Genomic DNA, 20,607 nt, shown 5'->3' on the forward strand with positions numbered 1-20,607 from the left:
ATGCTAATATATTCTATATAATGATTTAAAAAGAAAAATAAAGTGCAAACTCACATGAGTGAGCTGCATAAAGGGTTCGTAGTAGGGGAGAGTGTTGAAGTAAGATGAATAAGATTTTAGTAATAAACGGTCCTAATTTAAATCGTTTAGGCGTACGCGAACCGGCGGTATATGGGACAGATAATCTTCAAAATCTTGAAGAGAAGCTTCAGCGAGCAGGCAGAGACCATGGGGTAGAAGTTGAATGCGTACAGTCTAATCACGAAGGGGTAATTATCGACTGGATTCATGAAGCGGATGAGAAATTTGATGGGATTATGATCAATCCTGGTGCTTTTACTCACTACAGTTATGCCATTCGAGATGCGATTGCTAGTATATCTGTTCCTGTTATTGAAGTGCATATTTCGAACGTACATAAGCGTGAAGAGTTTCGCCACCATTCGGTGACGGCACCTGTTACACATGGTCAAATTGTCGGGTTAGGTTTATATGGATACGAGCTTGCCCTGCAGGCACTTTTACAATTAAGGGGGAAATAAAATGAAAATCGAAAAACTACGCGAACAGTTTTCAAAGTTAAATGTGGACGGTGTTGTAATTACAAGTGAATATAACAGACGCTATATGACCAATTTCACAGGATCTGCTGGTGTCGTTATTATTTCTGAAGACAAAGCGGCATTTGTAACAGATTTTCGTTATGTTGAACAAGCAACTAGTCAAACAGAAGGTTTTGATATTGTTCAGCACAAGGGTCCTATTGTAGAAGAAGTAGCGAATGTAGTGAAACAATTTGGAATTAAAAAGCTTGGTTTTGAACAGAATTATGTTACATATGGACAACATCAATTATTTGATAAGCATATCGGCGCGGAACTTGTTCCAATCTCGCACGCAATCGAAAACTTACGCTTGATAAAGAGTGACTCAGAGATTAAGATATTAAAGGAAGCTGCAAAAATAGCAGATGCAGCATATGAACATATTTTAACCTTTGTTCGTCCTGGTTTAACAGAGCTTCAAGTATCTAATGAACTGGAGTTCTTTATGAGAAAACAAGGCGCAACATCTTCATCTTTTGATACAATTGTTGCTTCAGGGCATCGCGGGGCTTTACCCCATGGTGTTGCTTCTGACAAAGTCATTGAAAAAGGCGAACTTGTAACGCTTGATTTTGGCGCATACTATAATGGTTACTGTTCAGATATCACAAGAACATTTGCGGTTGGTGAAGTAAGTGATAAGCTAAAAGAAATTTATAATGTCGTACTGCAAGCGCAGCTTAACGGAATGAGCGGCATCAAAGCAGGTATGACGGGTAAAGAAGCAGATGCGCTAACGCGTGATTATATTACAGAACACGGATACGGCCAGTATTTTGGACATTCGACCGGTCACGGCGTAGGGTTAGAAGTACATGAAGGCCCATCACTTTCTGTGAAATCTACAGATGTACTGCAGCCAGGTATGATTGTAACCGTTGAACCAGGTATTTACATACCAGACTTAGGGGGCGTTCGTATTGAAGATGATACGATCGTCACAGCAGAAGGTAATGAGGCATTATCGCACTCATCAAAAGAGTTCATTATTTTATAAAATGTAGGAGGATTTCTTCATGATTTCAGTAAATGATTTTCGTACAGGTTTGACAGTAGAAGTAGACGGAGGTATTTGGCGTGTAATGGATTTCCAACACGTAAAGCCTGGTAAAGGCGCTGCATTCGTTCGCTCAAAACTACGTAACCTTCGTACAGGAGCTGTGCAAGAAAAAACGTTCCGTGCAGGTGAAAAGGTAGGAAAAGCTCAAATTGATAATCGTAAAATGCAATATCTATATGCAAGCGGCGATCAGCACGTATTCATGGACAACCAGTCTTATGAGCAATTAGAGCTTCCGGCAAGTGCAATTGAATATGAACTAAAATTCTTAAAAGAAAATATGGAAGTAGCAATTATGATGTACCAAGGTGAGACATTAGGTGTTGAACTTCCAAATACAGTTGAGCTTAAAGTAACAGAAACTGAACCTGGTATTAAAGGTGACACAGCTTCTGGCGGTACAAAACCGGCAACTGTGGAAACTGGCTTAACAGTAAACGTTCCGTTCTTCGTAAACGAAGGCGACGTATTAATTATCAACACAACAGACAGCAGCTACGTATCACGCGCGTAATTCGGTCGTGTAAGCAAGCTGCAAACACACAAAAAAGGCAGAGAATGATTCTCTGCCTTTTTTGTGTGTTTTTTTGTGCTAACTCTTCCTTATTTTGCATAGGTTGTACTAAACAACGCAGAGGTATAGGAGGGGCTTATGAAGCAGTGGTTGGATCATTTAAACGGTACGGTATTAACGATGGCGTGCCTTCGATTTATTTCTTCATTTATTGAGTTTATTGCCGCTATTTTAATTGTCACAAACAATGATGTGAAAAAAGCGTTAATGATTAATGGAATGTTAGCGCTTGTTGGTCCGATTGTAATGGTGAGTTCTTTTACCATAGGTTTAGTGTCCGTAGCCGATCAATTATCTTTTGGGAAATTAATCATGATTGTAGTAGGAGTGCTCTTCATTTTAATCGGTGTTTTTAAATAAAAGGTAGGCATAAAATGGTCAAGCTTATAATACATTGAAGTGAGTTCAAATATGAGGGGATGAATATGTTAAACGAAATACTTGCAATCTTTCCGCCTAATTTAAAAAAGACTGTTGAATTTTATGTCACAAACCATTCTCATGTACTAGAAGAAATTCGAGTGCGCATAGGAAGACCTGTCGAATTTACAATCAACAATCAGCCATATTTCGAATCGTATCTTCCAAGTGCAGAAGATGCTTTATTCATCTTAAATAAATTAAGCCAGTTTTCGATTTATATGATTGAAGAAGAATTGAAAAAAGGATATGTCACCATTGAAGGCGGGCACCGGGTTGGGCTAGCGGGAAAAGTTGTAACGGAAAATGGACAGGTTCGTGTGATTCGAGATGTATCATCCTTTAATATCCGGATTGCTAAACAAAAGATTGGTATTTCGAATCAGCTTATTCCTTTTTTATACAATCGCTATTGGCAAAGTACGGTCATTATAGGACCTCCTCAAACAGGAAAAACAACCATGATTCGCGATTTAGCCAGAGTAATAAGTACTGGCATAGAGCGCTCTAAGATTCCTCCGTTTAAAGTGGGAATTGTAGATGAACGATCAGAAATTGCTGGGGCTGTTAAAGGGGTTCCTCAGCATACATTCGGATCTAGAATGGATTTATTAGATAGCTGTCCGAAAGCTGAAGGCATGATGATGATGATTCGCTCCATGAGCCCCGATGTGCTGATCGTGGATGAAGTGGGAAGTGAAGAAGATTGTAAGGCCGTACTTGAAGCGGTTAATGCTGGCGTTCGTGTCATTATGACTGTTCATGGCTATGACATTGACGATTTAATGAAGCGTCCCACTTTGCAAGCTTTAATGAAACTTCACGTATTCAAAAGGTATGTTGTGCTATCGAACAGCCGAGGTCCTGGAACACTTCAGGCTATCTACGATGAACACTATAATTCCATGAAAACGTCCGCTGAAAAGTCGCTTATTGAAAATAGTAAAGGGTGATGGTGTATGAAACTGTTTGGTGCCATCTTTATCTTATTTGCTTCCACTTACACAGGATTTGAATTTGCAAAGCAGCTTAGTGCAAGACCTAGGCAGCTCAGGCAATTAAAAACGGCTCTGAGGTCGTTAGAAGCAGAAATTATGTACAGCAATCGGCCTCTTCAAGAAGTTGCTCATTTGTTATCTCTACAGCTTCCTAATCCTTTGGCTTCTTTATTTAATGAGTTTTCAATGAAATTAAAAGAAGGTAGTGAAAGTGTCAAGGAAGCTTGGGAAAAGACGTTGGACCAATTTTGGAAACAAACCGCACTTAAAACGGGAGAAATAGAAATCTTAAAACAATTTGGTGAAACGCTTGGTCAGCATGATCGTTATTCGCAGCAAAAGCATATCTTACTGACGCTGAATCATCTTGAACGCGAAGAACAAGATGCAGTTGATAAGCAGAACCGCTATGAAAAAATGGTTAAAAGTTTAGGCTTTCTATCTGGGTTGCTACTGGTCATTCTATTGATGTAGCGATAGAGGAGGATTGAATGTGGGAATTGATATGAACACCATTTTTCAGATTGCTGGGATTGGTATCGTCGTAGCTTTTTTAGTCACCGTACTCGAACAGATGGGAAAAAAAGATTACGCGAACTGGGTTACCCTCATCGGTTTTATTTATATTTTATTTATGGTTGCTTCGATTGTAGAGGACTTATTTCAAAAAATCAAATCGGTTTTTTTATTTCAAGGGTAGAGGGGTGAGTTGCCATTGAAATGCTTCAAATTGTGGGCTTAGGGTTAGTAGCTACGTTTTTGGCTCTTATTTTAAAAGAACATAAATCACCTATTGCTTTTTTACTTGTTGTATTCGTGGGATCCGTGATCTTTCTTTTTTTAATTGATCAAATCTACGAAATTATTAAGATGGTCGAGCGGCTGTCGATTAATGCCCACGTTAACATGATTTATGTGGAAACCATTTTGAAAATTATTGGTATCGCCTATATCGCCGAATTTGGTGCTCAAATTACGAAAGATGCAGGGCAAGGTGCCATTGCTTCTAAAATTGAATTAGGTGGAAAAGTGCTGATTCTCTCCATGGCAATTCCTATTTTAACGGTCATTATTGAAACGATTATTTCAATGCTGCCCAATTAATTTTACTTAATATGAGGTGACGAAATGAAGCGGTGGACGTTTAAAGTGAATATACTCGCTCTTCTTTTGTTCCTCTTTTTTTTCTTTCCAGAAAATGTACAAGCTTCCGAACCCCCGAAGCAGCAAGAACTTGTCAATGAACAAATTGATAAGCTCGGTATCGATGAAGTCAAACAGTTTTGGGACGATATTATTACCCAATACGGCGGCTTTTTACCCGAGAGTCAGAAGGGAAGTTTAGTCGATTTTTTAAAAGGAGAAAAAGAGTTCTCTCTTAAAGAATGGCTAGGAGGTCTTGTAAAGTTTTTATTTCATGAAGTATTAGCGAATGGAAAGCTCCTCGGTACACTCATTATGCTAACGGTTTTTAGCGTGTTTTTACAAACGCTCCAAAGTGCGTTTAATCAGCAAACAGTAAGTAAAGTAGCGTATGCGCTTGTATATATGGTTTTGATCATCATTGCTCTTAATAGTTTTCAAATTGCTATCTCTTATGCAACGGGAGCGATTGAGACCATGACCAAATTCATTTTAGCTCTGGTGCCGCTGCTGCTTGCCTTAATGGCATCATCAGGAGGAGTTGTATCGGCAGCCTTTTTTCATCCGATGATTTTGTTTTTAATGAACACAAGCGGTTTGCTTATTCAATACGTAGTGATGCCGCTGCTTTTTCTTTCAGCACTGCTTAGCATTGTGAGTACGATTTCAGATGAACATAAGGTTACACAGCTTGCACAGCTGTTGAGAAATATAAGCATTGGCGTGCTCGGAATATTCCTAACTGTTTTTTTAGGAGTGCTATCCGTTCAAGGGGCTACCTCAGCTGTTGCCGACGGTATTACAATTCGAACGGCAAAGTTTGTCACAGGGAACTTTATACCTGTTGTAGGGCGTGTGTTCACAGATGCGGCTGATACAGTCATCAGTGCCTCGCTTCTATTAAAGAATTCAGTAGGGATTGCTGGAGTAGCAGTCTTACTGTTAATCGTCGCGTTTCCGGCTATTAAAGTGTTAACGCTTGCTTTTATCTATAAGCTAGCAGCAGCTCTTCTTCAACCCATTGGAGGAGGACCGGTTATTTCCTGCTTGAGCATTATCAGTAAAAGCGTCATCTATATTTTTGCGGCGCTTGCGGTTGTCTCGCTTATGTTTTTCTTATGTTTAACGGTCATCATTACAGCGAGCAACGTCACAATGATGGTGAGGTGAAGAAATTGCAGGCCTTAACGACGTGGATTACTAATATCGTTCTTTTTATCTTATTAGCTACCATTATTAATTTACTATTGCCCAATTCTAGTTTTCAAAAATATACAAAGCTGGTGGTTGGACTTCTTTTAATGCTGATTATTATTACACCCGTTTTTCAAATTTTCAAAGTCGATGTTAATCAAATGCTGAAATCACTTAGCTTATCATCTATTCGATCCGATCAGCAGGTAGAAAATTCAATAGAAAATCAGAAAAAAGAAATACAAGCTTCACAACGTGCATATATTTTAGAACAAATGGCTGTCCAAATGGAGGCAGATGTAAAAGAGGAGTTGATGGATCAGTATGGTGTAGCAATTGATCGAATTCACATTGAAACAAAAAAGCCGAACGACGAACCTACCGCTGATAATATTAAATCTATTTCAGTTGCCGTAAGTAAAAAAGCATCGGATGATTCCGAGGTTGTTTCAGCTGTGAAAGTTATTTCTATTGATACCTCCACACCGATCGAAACAAACAAGCCAACAGAATCCAAGAAATTATCCAACTATTTAGCAGCAAAATGGGATGTAAAACAAGGCCAAGTTGTTGTGAATATGGAGGAGGGAGACACGAAATGAGTCAAAAGCCAGAAAAAGGTGACCCATCATTTTTTCAGCGGTTCTTTTCACTTAAACAGTCATCAACTACGAAGAAACCTTCAAAGTTAATGTATATAGGCATTTTACTAGCTGCAGGCGTTATCTTTATGGTATTTAGCAACTCACTCACAACATCTATGAATTCAGGCGGATTACTAAAGAGTGCAAGCAAAGAAACCAGCGCACCACCGGTATCACAGGATGTTCCCGCTTTTAGCTCTAAAAAGACAACAACAATGACAGGTTATGAAGAGCGGTATGAGGAAGAATTGAAAGATATTTTGGATCAAGTTAGAGGCGTAAGTAAGGTAAAAGTAATTGTGAACCTAGATGCAACAGAATCCAAAATATATGAAAAAAACAGCGTCACAAAATCGCAAACCACCAACGAAACGGACCGTGAAGGAGGGACTCGTAAAGTTGAAGATTCCTCAACAGACGAACAGCTGGTCATTGTAAGAAGTGGAGAACAAGAAAAGCCTGTTGTAGTTAAAACCGAAAAGCCCAAAGTAAGAGGCGTGTTAGTTGTCGCTAAAGGAGCTGATAATATCGAGGTAAAGAAATCTATTATTGAAGCTGTGACAAGAGCACTCGATATACCAAGTCATAGAGTAGCAGTATTAGCGAAAAAAGGATGAGGGGGAAATGAATATGTTATTAAAAAAGCAAACGGTTTGGTTATTAACAATGTTAAGTTTAGTTGTTGTATTATCGGTGTATTACATGACAACGCCAGAAAATCCTCAGAGTAATGTTGCGCTAGTAGATAATGAAAAACAGAGCGAAAAGCAGGCTGATGATAAGGCTCCTGCAGAAAATACAAAACAACAGACAGATGAGAAATCAGGAACAAAAGAAGATTCAAAAACTGAAGGCTCAGCAGGAGATGTAAAGAAGGAAACGGCTAAAAATGCAAAAGAATCAGCGGTTGTATCAAGCACAGATAGCGACGAGTTATTTACGGCTCTTCGTTTGGAATTAAATGATGAAAGAAGTCAATTAAAAGAAGAGTATCAAGAAGTAGCTGCATCAAAAAATGTGACGCCTGCGGAAGTAAGCAAGGCGATGGATAAAATTGATGAATTATCAAAGCTTGGGGAAAAAGAAGCCACGCTGGAAACATTAATTAAAGCAAAAGGATACAGTGACGCGCTAGTAAGAGCAGACGGAAAGCAAGTACAAATTACGGTTAAGACAGAAAAACACTCAAAAACAAAAGCAAATCAAATCATTCAGCTAGTCAAAAAAGAAATGGGTCCAAAAGAAGTAGCGGTAGAGTTTCAACCAACTAAATAAAGGGAATAAAAGAAGTGTGAAACAGCCGCAAATTGGGGTTGTTTACACTTCTTTTTTTATGAAATGACTAAAATCTAAGCGAGACGGTAAAAATTTTAACATGGCTTTCTTTTTTTACTTCGGTTATAATAGGTTTCATAATCTTATATTAGTACTAGGTGACAAACGTTTTCATAAGTGTTGTCATCTGTAAAGCTATGTTTCCATTTATAAAACGATAACGCTAAAAAGTTATTATAGAGTAAGTGGAACTTCTTTTTAATGTTTGCCAAACGAATTGAATGGCTGTAGCCATCTGTCGTATTATTAACATTGTAGAGAATTCTATTTTCATGAGGTAGGAGTGTTCAATATGTTAAAAATTCAAGAGATCCGTGAGATCATTAAACTAGTTGATCAATCATCAATCGAGGAGTTCACCTATGAGCACGAAGGCTCCAAAATCAAGATGAAGAAAAAAGACGCAATTGTTTCCAAACAAGCGCAGCAAGTAGTGGTTTCGGCACCTGAACAAGCGGCAGCACCTGCACCGCAGGCAGCAGCGGCTCCAGCGCCAGCCCCAGCAGCACAGTCTGCTCAACCAAAAGAAGAACAAGCGGCCCCAGCGGTTGATGAAAGCTTACATAAAATTACATCTCCGATGGTAGGGACTTTCTATGCGTCATCATCGCCAGAATCAGATATATACGTGACTCCTGGAGATAAAGTACAAAAAGATTCGGTTGTATGTATCGTAGAAGCAATGAAATTATTTAATGAAATCGAAGCAGAAGTTAAAGGTGAAATCGTTGACGTATTAGTTGAAAATGGACAACTTGTAGAATACGGTCAACCTCTTTTCTTAGTAAAGCCTGAATAAGGAGCGGTAAATATGATTAAAAAGCTATTAATTGCGAATCGAGGAGAAATTGCGGTTCGAATTATTCGAGCGTGTAAAGAGTTAGGTGTAGAATCAGTAGCTGTTCATTCTCAAGCTGATCGCGATTCTTTGCATGTACAATTAGCAGACGAAGCGTATTGTATTGGACCAACGTCATCTAAAGACAGCTATTTAAACTTTACAAACATTATGAGTGTTGCGATGCTAACGGGCTGTGACGCCATTCACCCTGGATACGGCTTTTTAGCTGAAAACGCTGATTTTGCAGAGCTATGCAGAGAGTGTAACGTTACATTTGTAGGACCAAGTCCTGAAGCCATTAACAAAATGGGAACAAAAGACGTAGCGAGAGAAACGATGCGTGAAGCGGGTGTTCCAATTGTTCCTGGTTCAACTGGAATTGTAGAGTCAGTGGAAGACGGTATGTCAATCGCTAATGATATTGGCTATCCTGTTATTATTAAAGCAACGGCAGGAGGCGGAGGAAAAGGAATCCGCGTTGCCAAAAATGAACAAGAGCTTATTAAAGGTATTACAATTACTCAGCAAGAAGCTGCTACAGCTTTCGGTAACCCTGGAGTGTACATTGAAAAGTTCATTGAGGATTTCCGTCACGTTGAGATCCAAGTGTTGGCTGATTCTCATGGGAATACTGTACATTTAGGAGAGCGTGATTGCTCGATTCAACGTCGTCTTCAAAAATTAATTGAAGAAACGCCTTCTCCAGCGTTAGACGAAAAAACGCGTGAATTAATGGGCGACGCTGCTGTTAAAGCTGCTCAAGCCGTTAATTACACAGGAGCCGGAACAGTGGAATTCATTTATGATTACCGTGAAAACAAATTTTACTTCATGGAAATGAATACGCGTATCCAAGTAGAACACCCTGTTACAGAGATGGTGACAGGAGTTGACTTAATTAAAGAACAAATCAAAGTGGCAAATGGTGAAACTTTACCGTTTACGCAAGAAGAAGTGACATTTAACGGATGGGCAATTGAGTGCCGAATCAACGCGGAAAACCCAGAGAAGAACTTTATGCCCTCACCAGGTACGATTCAAATGTACTTGCCGCCAGGTGGCTACGGAGTGCGCGTAGACTCTGCTGCATACCCGGGCTATGCAATCCCGCCTTACTATGATTCAATGGTGGCTAAATTGATTGTTCATGCGCCAACTCGTGAGGAAGCTATTGAACGAATGAAGCGCGCGTTAGATGAATTTGTTATCGACGGCGTTGCAACCACTATTCCTTTTCACCAAAAACTATTAAATCATGAAAAATTTGTTAGCGGTGAATTCAACACGAAGTTTCTTGAGCTATATGACGTAATGAATTCTTAGTATAATATAAACTATAGGAGGTGCTGTACATGAATGAAAATCATGTATTAGAAATGGAAGAACACCCAAATTCTCTTGGCAAAGTAGAAATTGCTCCTGAGGTTATTGAAGTCATTGCGGGTATTGCTGCTTCTGAAGTAGAAGGCGTTTCTGCAATGAGAGGAAATTTTGCAGCTGGCGTTGTGGAGAAACTAGGAAAGAAAAACCACGGTAAAGGTGTAAAAGTGGACTTAACAGAAAACGGGATAAAAGTAGACGTATTTTGTATGATGAAGTTTGGGGTGTCTATTCCAAACGTAGCGCAACAAGTACAAGATAACATTCGTCAAGCCCTTAAAAATATGACAGCTATTGATCTCGATGAAGTAAACATTCATATCGTAGGGATTCAGTTTGATACGCAAAAAACTAATATTGAAGAAATTGAATAAAACAAACGTTTACCTAACGGCTGTTGCTAAAATGGAATAACGTATGATTACTTGTTCCTTTTCAGCACAAGCTATGGTAAAGTGAAAAAGACTGTCTCGTCATAAAGATGGTCTTTTTCGTGTTCTACAAACTTCGTATAAGAACAATGAAGTATCGTTTCATAAACTATGCTATTATCTAGGTATACTAGTTGAAGAAGATAAATAAAGGAGCAAAAATAATGAAAAGACATACAGCACGCCAAAAAGCATTACAAGCACTATTTCAGCATGATTTAGGGCAGACCGAGCCAATGGAGGCAATCGGAAATGTTGTACAAAATGAAAAGTCTGATCAATTTTTAGAAAGTCTCGTGCTAGGTGTGGTTGAACATCAGCAAGAAATTGATGAACTTTTACGCAATCATTTAGAAAAATGGACGTTAGATCGTGTAGCTACTGTAGACCGCGTTATCCTGCGTATCGCCGTATACGAAATGAAGTATGAAGAAGAAATTCCTACGAGCGTTACGTTAAATGAAGCGATTGAATTAGCAAAAACGTTCGGCGATGATCAATCAAGCAAGTTTATCAATGGCGTATTGTCTAAAGTGTTAACAACTTTATCTAAATAAAGGTTCATCTTGCCAAATCAAGTGACCAAAATGCTTCTCTCCTTTATATAAAGGGGAGAGGGTGACTGCAAAGGAGGCAAAACGATGAGTGAAGTGCGTTATCTAACCGTTACGGCTCTTACACGATACATTAAGCGCAAGTTTGATGTAGACCCTCACATGCAAGATGTATGGATTAAAGGAGAAATTTCCAACTTTAAACGTCATAGTCGGGGACATATGTATTTCACCTTGAAAGATCAAAATGCTCGTATCGCAGCCGTTATGTTTGCTGGGCATAACCGGCAGCTTAATTTTCAGCCTGAAGAAGGAATGAATGTACTCATTCGAGCTGAAATTTCGGTTTATGAACCAAGCGGAAATTATCAAATGTACGTAAAAGAAATGCAGCCTGACGGCGTTGGAAACTTATACTTAGCCTACGAACAGCTGAAAAAAAAGCTGGAAAAAGAAGGCTTATTTGATCCTGCTAGGAAACGCAAACTGCCGAAGTATCCAACAACAATAGGTGTTATTACATCTCCAACTGGAGCAGCCGTACGTGATATTATTACGACATTAAAGCGCAGATATAATGCGAACATTATTGTTATGCCCGCTCTTGTTCAAGGAGTGAATGCGGCACCGTCTATCATTAAGGCAATTGAAGAAGCAAACTGTCGTAAAGAAGCAGACGTATTAATTGTTGGCCGCGGTGGTGGGTCAATTGAAGAGCTTTGGGCTTTTAACGAAGAAAGCGTTGCTCGTGCAATTTTCACTTCTACTATTCCTGTTATTTCAGCGGTTGGACATGAAACCGATTTTACAATTGCAGATTTTGTAGCAGATCTTCGCGCTCCTACTCCAACAGGTGCTGCGGAATTAGCTGTGCCTCATATCAGTGAAATTACAGAAAGATTGACTCAGCGAAATATCCGTCTTCTTCGTTCGATGAAAGAAATGCTTCAGTCTAGTAGCCGCAGGCTTGAACGATCCCAGAAATCATATGCTTTTCGTTATCCTCAAAAGTTGGTCGAGCAAAAAGAGCAGCAGTTAGATCAGTTGATGGAGCGTTTTTATCGTGAAGGTAGAAGGTACATTGAACATAAACGGACGAACTACGAGCAGCTAACAGCCGCTTTGTTGCGCAATCACCCCGAGCATCAGTTAACGAAAGCGGCGGAGCGTCAACAGCAGCTGACGAAAATGCTGACAAAAGAGATGCAGCAGCTGCTAAAGCAAAAACAGCTTTTATTTGCAACGGCAACGTCAAAATTACATACGCTTAGTCCATTAAAAACAATGGAAAGAGGCTACAGCTTAGTATACGATAAAGAAAAAGAGTTAATTAAATCAACCAAACAAGTATCCAAAGGCGATGTGGTAAACGTTCGTTTGACCGATGGACAGTTGCAGTGTGAAGTTTCGAAAATAGAGGAGCGATGAAAAATGGCGACAAATAAAGAGTATACGTTTGAAGAGGCGATGGAGCAGTTAGAAACCATCGTAAACAAGCTAGAAGAAGGCGACGTGCCTTTAGAAGAAGCAATTCAACAATTCCAAGAAGGAATGACTCTTTCAAAATTCTGTCACGATCGTCTTCAGCATATTGAAAAGCAAATGGAAACTATTTTACGTGAAGACGGAACGCTTGAGCCATTCTCGGTGCAGGAGGAAGAGTAATGGTGAATGAAATGAATTTAAAAGAGTATATTTCTTTTACAAAAGATCGAGTAGAAACACGCTTGCCTGAAGTGGTAAAAGCATTACATGCTCCGGTTAACTTAAAGGAATCCATGCTTTACTCGCTTACGGCAGGAGGAAAGCGACTTCGCCCAGTGCTGTTGTTTGCAACGCTACATGCGTTTGGAAAAGACGAGAGCATGGGATTAGAAACAGCATGTGCAGTGGAAATGATTCATACATATTCTCTCATTCACGATGATTTACCTAGCATGGATGATGACGACTTAAGAAGAGGTAAACCAACGAATCACAAGGTGTACGGCGAAGCAACGGCTATATTAGCTGGAGATGCTCTTTTAACAAATAGCTTTCAGCTCATTTCTGAAGCGGTACATCCTGAGATTACATCACATATGAAGCTTCAGCTCATTACAGAACTGGTAAAAGCAAGCGGAACAGAAGGTATGATCAGCGGACAGGTTGCGGATATGGAAGGCGAAAAAAAGCAGCTCACGCTAGATGAGCTTGAATATATTCACCTTCACAAAACGGGGAAGCTGCTAGGTTTTTGTGTAAAAGCAGGAGCTATTCTTGCAAAAGCTACGCCTCTACAGCAAGAATTATTAGAAGAATTCAGTAAGCATGTAGGGTTAGCGTTTCAAATTCAAGATGATATCTTGGATGTGGAAGGGTCTGAAGAAAAATTAGGAAAGCCAATTGGCAGTGATACAGAAAATGAAAAAACGACATATCCTTCTTTGTTAGGTATGGAAGCGGCCAAAGAAAAGTTACAGTATCATGTTGAACAAGCACTTCTCTCGTTACGTCAAGCTCAAATTAAGCACGGATTACTAGAAGAAATTTGTTTATATATAGCAAAACGTGATAGTTAATGACGATCTCTGTCAGGTTTTTTGAGTGATACAGTAAAATAAGATTGAGTCCCAATAGGGGCTATGCTATAATGATTTTACTACTGTATAAAAGCGTAGTGCATAGGTTTGAAAGACATATACAATATCTTGGTGGCCGTTATCACATTTGTGTTAGCGGCTATTTTTTCACTGTTTTCCTTTGAATATCACTGGTTTACTGATAGAATATCAAAGGTATTGTAAGTAATAAGGAAATACTAAAAATTGACTATACGTATAAAACAATAGACAATGTATTAAGGTAACTTTATAACAAGTACGAAAGTGAGTGATCCACCTTGGATCTTACAACGATAAAAAATCCTGAGTTTTTAAAGAAAATGTCAGTAACACAATTAGAAGAACTAAGTGAAGAGATTCGTCGTTTTTTAATTACAAAGCTTTCTGCAACTGGTGGTCATATAGGGCCGAATTTGGGGGTTGTTGAGTTAACGCTTGCACTCCATAAAGTGTTCGACAGCCCAAAAGATAAATTTTTATGGGACGTGGGGCATCAGTCGTATGTCCATAAAATTTTAACAGGACGAGCGGGAGAGTTTGATACAATCCGTCAATATAAAGGATTATGCGGTTTTCCAAAGCGTGACGAAAGTGAACATGATGTATGGGAAACGGGACATAGTTCTACATCTCTTTCAGCCGCAATGGGAATGGCTGCTGCAAGAGATTTGCAAAAAACAAAAGCTCATATTGTTCCCATCATTGGTGACGGAGCTTTAACAGGTGGTATGGCTCTTGAAGCGCTTAACCACATCGGGCACGAGCAAACGGATATGACCGTTATTTTAAATGACAATGAAATGTCTATCGCTCCTAACGTGGGGGCTGTACACAGTATTCTAGGACGTTTGCGCACGGCAGGCAAATACAACTGGGTAAAAGATGAGCTTGAAGTCTTGCTGAAAAAAGTGCCTGCAGTAGGCGGTAAGCTTGCGGCAACGGCAGAACGTGTAAAAGATGGTCTAAAGTATATGGTCGTGTCAGGCATGTTCTTTGAAGACCTTGGCTTTACGTATTTAGGCCCAGTTGATGGCCATAGCTATGATGATTTATTGGAAACGTTACAATATGCAAAGAAAACAAAAGGTCCGGTGCTGATTCACGTTATTACGAAAAAAGGGAAAGGCTACTTGCCGGCGGAAAGCGATAAAAGCGGAGCATGGCATGGTACGGGCCCTTACAAAATTGAATCCGGTGACTTTATTAAAGACAAAAATGTTCCGATTGCTTGGAGTAAACTAGTAAGTGATACGGTATTGAAGATGGCTAGGGAAGATGATCGCATTGTAGCTGTAACGCCAGCAATGCCTGTGGGTTCAAAACTCGAAGCATTTCAAAAAGAGTTTCCGCATCGCATGTTTGATGTTGGGATTGCAGAGCAGCATGCAACAACAATGGCAGCGGGTCTTGCAACTCAAAATATGAAGCCTTTTTTAGCTATTTATTCTACGTTTTTACAGCGTGCATACGATCAAGTGGTTCATGATATTTGCCGTCAGAAGCTAAATGTATTTATTGGGATTGATCGCGCTGGGCTAGTAGGTGCTGATGGTGAAACGCATCAAGGCGTGTTTGATATTGCATTCTTACGTCATTTGCCTAACATTGTTATTATGATGCCAAAAGACGAGAATGAAGGCCAGCACATGGTTCACACTGCTTTGACTTATGAAGAAGGTCCGATTGCTATGCGCTATGCTAGAGGAAACGGATTAGGTGTTGAACTAGATTCAGAATTGAAAAACATTCCGATCGGTACATGGGACGTATTAAAAGAAGGTTCAGATACAACCATTTTAACGTTTGGTACAACGATTTCAATGGCGATGGATGCAGCAGCAGAACTTGAGAAGCAAGGAATCAGCGTTAAAGTGGTAAATGCTCGTTTTATTAAACCGTTGGATGAAAAAATGCTTCATGAGATTTTCCAAACTAGTAAGCCTGTGATTACGGTAGAAGAAGCGGTACTTCAAGGCGGTTTTGGAAGCGCGGTGTTAGAGTTTGCATCAGAGCACGGCTATTATGATACGCGCGTTGAACGTATGGGGATTCCAGATCGCTTTATCGAGCACGGCAGCGTAACAAAACTTTTAGAAGAAATTGGCTTAACCAAAGAAGAGATTATAAATCGAGTTAAAAAACTCGTAACACCAACACAAAAGAGGCTTGAAGTTAAGTGACAAAAAAAGAACGAGTAGATGTATTATTAGTAGAACGAGGTTTGATTGAAACAAGAGAAAAAGCAAAGCGTACAGTGATGGCAGGACTTGTTTATGCGAATGAAGTCCGTTTGGATAAGCCGGGAGAGAAAATTGAACGCGATACGCCGCTGACAATTAAAGGTGCAGTGATGCCTTACGTCAGCAGAGGCGGCTTTAAGCTTGAAAAAGCGATTAAAGAATTTAATGTCCATGTAGCGGATAAAATCATGATTGATATTGGTTCTTCTACTGGAGGCTTTACTGATTGTGCGCTTCAAAATGGAGCGAAGATGTCCTATGCGCTAGACGTAGGCTATAATCAGCTAGCTTGGAAGCTTCGTCAAGATGAACGAGTAGAAGTAATGGAACGAACCAATTTCCGTTATGTGACGCCAGCTGATTTATCAAGAGGCTTGCCTGAATTCGCTTCTATTGATGTATCATTTATTTCCTTAAGACTCATTCTTCCTGTGTTAAAAACACTTCTTGTTCCACACAGCGATGTTGTTGCGCTCGTTAAGCCACAGTTTGAGGCTGGAAGAGAGCAAGTTGGGAAAAAAGGAATCGTGCGTGATTCAAAAGTACATGAAGAAGTTCTTCAAGGCATGGTGGATTTCTCGCTTCGTCAAGGATACGATGTATATAACATGTCGTATTCACCGATAACGGGAGGAGATGGAAATATCGAATTTCTTCTCCACCTGCGCTGGAAAGGCGAGCGTGAACTTGGTGAAAATCAAGCTCCGCTTACTGTGAGCGAAGTAGTCGAAGAAGCACATAAGACGTTAAAAGAGAAAAAGTAATAATGGCCAATGTTAAGCAAAGACTTAGCATTGGCGATTTGATTATGACTCTTTATACAAAAGGTGCATAATCAAGTTGAACACATTATGATACTTAATTAGTGAAAGACTTATAAACAACAAAACAAAAAGAAGATTACATATTAATGTGAGGTGCCAACATGAATAAAGGGCAAAGACATATTAAAATTCGTGATATTATCACGAATAATGATATTGAAACACAGGATGAATTGGTAGATATTTTAAAAAACCAAGGTTTTAATGTAACACAGGCAACAATCTCTCGTGATATTAAAGAACTGCACTTAGTCAAAGTGCCTTTGATGGACGGTCGATACAAATACAGCTTGCCTGCAGATCAGCGTTTTAATCCCTTACAAAAGTTAAAGCGCTCTCTTATGGACGCATTTGTAAAAATTGATTCAGCGGGGCATATGTTGGTGATGAAAACATTACCGGGAAATGCAAATGCGATTGGCGCATTAATTGATCATTTGGACTGGGATGAAATATTAGGAACAATTTGTGGAGACGATACATGTTTGATTATTTGCCGTACTCCTGAAGATACGCAAATTATATCAGACCGATTCTTAGAAATGTTATAAAGGTGAGTGAAGCAGGTTGTTAGCTGAATTATCCATTAAAAACTTTGCGATTATTGATGAACTTTCTGTTTCATTTGAAAAAGGCTTAACGGTATTAACAGGCGAAACAGGAGCGGGGAAATCGATTATTATTGATGCCATTTCATTGTTAGTAGGTGGAAGAGGCTCTTCGGAGTTTGTACGCCACGGAACAGACAGAGCCGAAATTGAAGGACTTTTCTTATTTGATGAAGAACAGCATCCGAGTCACGAAAAAGCCAAACAAGTCGGTTTGGAAGTGGAAGATGGAATGATTGTGCTTCGCCGAGATATCACTACAAATGGGAAAAGTATTTGCCGCATCAACGGTAAGCTCGTAACGTTAGCTATCCTACGTGAAGTTGGACAGACGTTAATTGATATACATGGACAGCATGAGCACCAAGATTTAATGAATCAAGATCGTCACTTAACTCTTCTTGATCAATATGGAGGAGAAAAAGTAGAAGAGGCTTTGACGGAGTATCGAGAGGTATTTTCTAGGTATACATCGCTAAAAAAGCAGCTCGATCAATTAACTGAAAATGAACAGCAGATGGCACATCGCCTCGATCTTATTCAATTTCAATTAGATGAAATCAAAGCGGCAAATTTGCAGCTGAACGAAGACGAGGAACTAAATGAAGAGCGTTTGAAGATTTCTAACTTTGAAAAGATCTATACGTCGCTAAACGATGCGTACAATGCGCTGCACGGTGAACACCAAGGTTTAGATTGGGTCGGTGTAGCAATGAATCATACGGAGGATATTTCGTCACTGGAAAAAAACTATGCCGAAATTTCTGAGATCATTTCATCGAGCTTCTATCAGCTAGAAGACGCATCTTATAAAATTCGTCAGCAGCTTGATTTATTAGAATTTGATCCCAAACGCTTAGACTTTATTGAAGCGCGTTTAAATGAAATTAATCACTTAAAGCGTAAATACGGTCAAAGTGTAGATGAAATTTTAGAATATGCAGCACAAATTGAAGATGAAATTGATCGTATTGAAAATCGAGATACGCATGTGAGCAAGATCAAAGAAGAGTTAAACAGTGTAGCACAGGATTTATTAGTAGAAGCTAATAACGTTTCAGCTATTCGAAAAAAACTTGCTCAAGAGTTAACGGACAGCATCCATCATGAGCTTCAAGAACTGTATATGGCTAAGACTGTATTTCAAATTAAATTCTCTGTTGTAAATGCAGGTAAAAATGACGTTGAAGTAAATGGAGAAAGAATAAAATTCACCAAAGACGGCATTGACAACGTAGAATTTTATATTTCTACCAATCCTGGTGAACCTTTAAAGCCTCTGGCAAAAGTAGCATCAGGAGGAGAACTGTCAAGAATTATGCTGGCGTTAAAAAGCATCTTCTCTAAGCATCAAGGCGTGACGTCCATTATCTTTGACGAAGTTGATACAGGCGTAAGTGGAAGAGTAGCTCAATCGATCGGTGAAAAAATACATGCTATTTCTGTTGATTCACAAGTTCTCTGTATATCTCATCTGCCTCAGGTAGCAGCGATGGCAGATACTCATCTCTTTATTGCTAAAGAGATAAAAGGTGATCGTACAACGACGTCTGTTCTTCCATTAACTCTTGATGAAAAAGTAAAAGAAATTGGTCGAATGATTGCAGGAGCTGAAATTACAAGCTTAACAAAGGAACATGCCAAAGAGCTTTTAGATTTAGCGGATAAGATGAAGCACACCATTTAAAAAAACACCTTTTAACACGTAACAGTATGTGTTAAAGGTGTTTTTTTATACAAAATGGAGGAACTGAAAATGTTTCCTTGCACTTCTTTTCATTTTTCTCTGAACTTCTGTTATAAATGCGCTCTAAGAAGGCTAAATTAAATGTGTAGCCATTTAGGCGAGGAAGCGAGGAGAGTGAAAACATGCAAAATCGATACAGACATATAATTGGTGCGATTCTCCTTGTTTCGTTCATTTTTGTAGGATTTATTCCAGTTGTGCAACAATATATACACATTCCAAAACAAATCGTCTTATTTGAACAGCAAAAAGAAAAAATTAATACGACATTACCGCTTAGCGTAGAAGCTTCATCACCTGTTTACGATGTAACAAGTAACAAGGCGAAGCTGACCGTAGCAGGCAAACAAGTAGGCAAAGAAGAGTTGATGCTTCATTTGGCCGGTATTCCTGTAAAGCGTGTAGACGTACAGGTATTATCTGATTTTAAAGTCATTCCAGGTGGCCAATCAATCGGTGTGAAATTAAATTCAAAAGGTGTTCTTGTTGTAGGCTATCATCAAGTAGATACAACAAAAGGTAAAAGATCTCCTGGCGAAATTGCGGGTATTCAAGTTGGAGATATGATTACGAAGATTAATGGTAAAACCATTGAAAAAATGAGTGATATTACACCGTTTATTCAGCAGGCAGGAAAAACGGGTGAACCATTAAATCTGCATATTTTAAGAGAAAAAAAGCAGTTTGACACTAAGCTGTATCCGTTAAAAGATAAGCAAGATTATGCTTACAGAATCGGTTTATACATCCGTGATTCAGCTGCAGGAATTGGCACAATGACTTTTTATGATCCAAAATCTAAAAAATATGGCGCGTTAGGTCATGTTATTTCAGATATGGATACAAAAAAGCCAATCGTAGTAGAAGATGGACAAATTGTCCGTTCGACCGTTACATCAATTGAAAAAGGTTCTAACGGCGTTCCCGGTGAAAAGCTAGCAAGGTTTTCCGAAGATAGACAAATCATTGGAAATATTACACGAAATAGTCCTTTTGGTATTTTTGGAAAATTGTCTTCAACGATGGAAAACGGAATAATGGATAAAGCAATGCCAATAGCCCTATCTCATCAAGTAAAAGAAGGACCGGCTAAAATTCTAACGGTAGTAGATGATGATCAAGTAGAAGAATTTGATATTGAAATTATGAGTACTATACCTCAAAAGTTTCCGGCTACTAAAGGAATGGTTATTAAAATTACAGATCCTAAATTGCTAAAGAAAACAGGTGGAATTGTTCAAGGAATGAGCGGGAGCCCGATTATTCAAAACGGTAAAGTCGTTGGAGCGGTTACCCATGTTTTTGTAAATGATCCTACCTCGGGTTACGGTGTCCATATTGAATGGATGCTTAACGAAGCAGGAATCGATATTTATAAAAATAATCGAAAAAAAGCGAGCTAATGT

General features: G+C 39.2%; 24 protein-coding genes. All 24 read left to right on the top strand.

Translation table 11 applies throughout. The features are described 5' to 3' along the window. Window positions 1–104 precede the first annotated feature (104 nt). The 24 genes from aroQ to spoIVB all read left to right on the top strand — a co-directional run bounded on the left by aroQ (window position 105) and on the right by spoIVB (window position 20,604). Entirely contained in the window at window positions 105–542 is a 438-nt protein-coding gene (gene aroQ / locus POF52_RS02145; protein ID WP_013059157.1) for a type II 3-dehydroquinate dehydratase, read from the top strand. 1 nt (window position 543) lies between these two features. Next, window positions 544–1,602, top strand: a complete 1,059-nt coding sequence (locus POF52_RS02150) for a M24 family metallopeptidase (protein WP_016765546.1) — start codon at window positions 544–546, stop codon at window positions 1,600–1,602. A gap of 19 nt (window positions 1,603–1,621) precedes the next feature. Further along, window positions 1,622–2,179 (top strand): elongation factor P, encoded by a 558-nt coding sequence (efp, locus tag POF52_RS02155; protein ID WP_013059155.1) that lies wholly within the window; start codon window positions 1,622–1,624, stop codon window positions 2,177–2,179. A gap of 138 nt (window positions 2,180–2,317) precedes the next feature. Continuing rightward, window positions 2,318–2,599 carry a YqhV family protein gene (locus tag POF52_RS02160; RefSeq protein ID WP_013059154.1) on the top strand — a complete coding sequence of 94 codons (282 nt, stop codon included), beginning with the start codon at window positions 2,318–2,320 and terminating at the stop codon, window positions 2,597–2,599. Between the two features lie 65 nt (window positions 2,600–2,664). Further along, the gene (spoIIIAA, locus tag POF52_RS02165; protein ID WP_013059153.1) at window positions 2,665–3,612 is read left to right on the top strand and encodes a stage III sporulation protein AA; all 948 of its coding nucleotides are present in this window, start codon (window positions 2,665–2,667) and stop codon (window positions 3,610–3,612) included. Between the two features lie 6 nt (window positions 3,613–3,618). Continuing rightward, a complete protein-coding gene (spoIIIAB, locus tag POF52_RS02170; protein ID WP_013084997.1) occupies window positions 3,619–4,131 on the top strand; it encodes a stage III sporulation protein SpoIIIAB in 513 nt (170 codons plus the stop codon). A gap of 19 nt (window positions 4,132–4,150) precedes the next feature. Continuing rightward, window positions 4,151–4,357, top strand: a complete 207-nt coding sequence (spoIIIAC, locus tag POF52_RS02175) for a stage III sporulation protein AC (RefSeq protein ID WP_013059151.1) — start codon at window positions 4,151–4,153, stop codon at window positions 4,355–4,357. Window positions 4,358–4,377: 20 nt separating this feature from the next. Then, complete coding sequence (gene spoIIIAD / locus POF52_RS02180) at window positions 4,378–4,761, top strand: stage III sporulation protein AD (protein WP_013059150.1); 384 nt, start codon at window positions 4,378–4,380, stop codon at window positions 4,759–4,761. 24 nt (window positions 4,762–4,785) lie between these two features. Beyond that, window positions 4,786–5,970, top strand: a complete 1,185-nt coding sequence (spoIIIAE, locus tag POF52_RS02185; protein WP_013059149.1) for a stage III sporulation protein AE — start codon at window positions 4,786–4,788, stop codon at window positions 5,968–5,970. 5 nt (window positions 5,971–5,975) lie between these two features. Continuing rightward, the gene (gene spoIIIAF / locus POF52_RS02190) at window positions 5,976–6,596 is read left to right on the top strand and encodes a stage III sporulation protein AF (RefSeq protein WP_013059148.1); all 621 of its coding nucleotides are present in this window, start codon (window positions 5,976–5,978) and stop codon (window positions 6,594–6,596) included. Further along, complete coding sequence (gene spoIIIAG, locus POF52_RS02195; RefSeq protein ID WP_013084996.1) at window positions 6,593–7,255, top strand: stage III sporulation protein AG; 663 nt, start codon at window positions 6,593–6,595, stop codon at window positions 7,253–7,255. Before spoIIIAF ends, spoIIIAG begins: the two co-directional genes overlap by 4 nt. Window positions 7,256–7,268: 13 nt before the next feature. Further along, the gene (locus POF52_RS02200) at window positions 7,269–7,913 is read left to right on the top strand and encodes a SpoIIIAH-like family protein (protein WP_271990862.1); all 645 of its coding nucleotides are present in this window, start codon (window positions 7,269–7,271) and stop codon (window positions 7,911–7,913) included. Window positions 7,914–8,265: 352 nt separating this feature from the next. Next, window positions 8,266–8,772: an acetyl-CoA carboxylase biotin carboxyl carrier protein gene (accB, locus tag POF52_RS02205; RefSeq protein WP_013084994.1), complete on the top strand. Its 507-nt coding sequence runs from the start codon at window positions 8,266–8,268 to the stop codon at window positions 8,770–8,772. A gap of 12 nt (window positions 8,773–8,784) precedes the next feature. Then, window positions 8,785–10,137, top strand: coding sequence for an acetyl-CoA carboxylase biotin carboxylase subunit (accC, locus tag POF52_RS02210; RefSeq protein WP_013084993.1), 1,353 nt, complete (start codon window positions 8,785–8,787; stop codon window positions 10,135–10,137). A 29-nt stretch (window positions 10,138–10,166) separates the two neighbouring features. Continuing rightward, complete coding sequence (locus POF52_RS02215) at window positions 10,167–10,568, top strand: Asp23/Gls24 family envelope stress response protein (protein WP_271989476.1); 402 nt, start codon at window positions 10,167–10,169, stop codon at window positions 10,566–10,568. A gap of 221 nt (window positions 10,569–10,789) precedes the next feature. After that, on the top strand, window positions 10,790–11,182 hold the full coding sequence (gene nusB, locus POF52_RS02220; protein ID WP_013059142.1) for a transcription antitermination factor NusB: 393 nt from the start codon (window positions 10,790–10,792) through the stop codon (window positions 11,180–11,182). A gap of 84 nt (window positions 11,183–11,266) precedes the next feature. Beyond that, complete coding sequence (gene xseA, locus POF52_RS02225; RefSeq protein ID WP_271989479.1) at window positions 11,267–12,607, top strand: exodeoxyribonuclease VII large subunit; 1,341 nt, start codon at window positions 11,267–11,269, stop codon at window positions 12,605–12,607. 3 nt (window positions 12,608–12,610) lie between these two features. Beyond that, window positions 12,611–12,844 (top strand): exodeoxyribonuclease VII small subunit, encoded by a 234-nt coding sequence (locus POF52_RS02230; RefSeq protein WP_013059140.1) that lies wholly within the window; start codon window positions 12,611–12,613, stop codon window positions 12,842–12,844. After that, a complete protein-coding gene (locus tag POF52_RS02235; protein ID WP_033579711.1) occupies window positions 12,844–13,740 on the top strand; it encodes a polyprenyl synthetase family protein in 897 nt (298 codons plus the stop codon). The genes POF52_RS02230 and POF52_RS02235 overlap by 1 nt, the downstream gene beginning before the upstream one ends. 320 nt (window positions 13,741–14,060) lie before the next feature. Then, window positions 14,061–15,962: a 1-deoxy-D-xylulose-5-phosphate synthase gene (gene dxs, locus POF52_RS02240; protein WP_176583464.1), complete on the top strand. Its 1,902-nt coding sequence runs from the start codon at window positions 14,061–14,063 to the stop codon at window positions 15,960–15,962. Further along, a complete protein-coding gene (locus POF52_RS02245) occupies window positions 15,959–16,786 on the top strand; it encodes a TlyA family RNA methyltransferase (protein ID WP_013084988.1) in 828 nt (275 codons plus the stop codon). Before dxs ends, POF52_RS02245 begins: the two co-directional genes overlap by 4 nt. Window positions 16,787–16,947: 161 nt before the next feature. After that, window positions 16,948–17,397 (top strand): transcriptional regulator AhrC/ArgR, encoded by a 450-nt coding sequence (gene ahrC, locus POF52_RS02250; protein ID WP_013059136.1) that lies wholly within the window; start codon window positions 16,948–16,950, stop codon window positions 17,395–17,397. Between the two features lie 16 nt (window positions 17,398–17,413). Further along, window positions 17,414–19,141 carry a DNA repair protein RecN gene (gene recN / locus POF52_RS02255; protein WP_016765540.1) on the top strand — a complete coding sequence of 576 codons (1,728 nt, stop codon included), beginning with the start codon at window positions 17,414–17,416 and terminating at the stop codon, window positions 19,139–19,141. A 182-nt stretch (window positions 19,142–19,323) separates the two neighbouring features. Next, window positions 19,324–20,604: a SpoIVB peptidase gene (spoIVB, locus tag POF52_RS02260; RefSeq protein ID WP_164796482.1), complete on the top strand. Its 1,281-nt coding sequence runs from the start codon at window positions 19,324–19,326 to the stop codon at window positions 20,602–20,604. Window positions 20,605–20,607: the final 3 nt, after the last annotated feature.

The sequence above is a fragment of the Priestia sp. AB genome (genome assembly GCF_028369225.1).
In the GTDB taxonomy this organism is placed as follows: Bacteria; Bacillota; Bacilli; order Bacillales; family Bacillaceae_H; genus Priestia; species Priestia megaterium.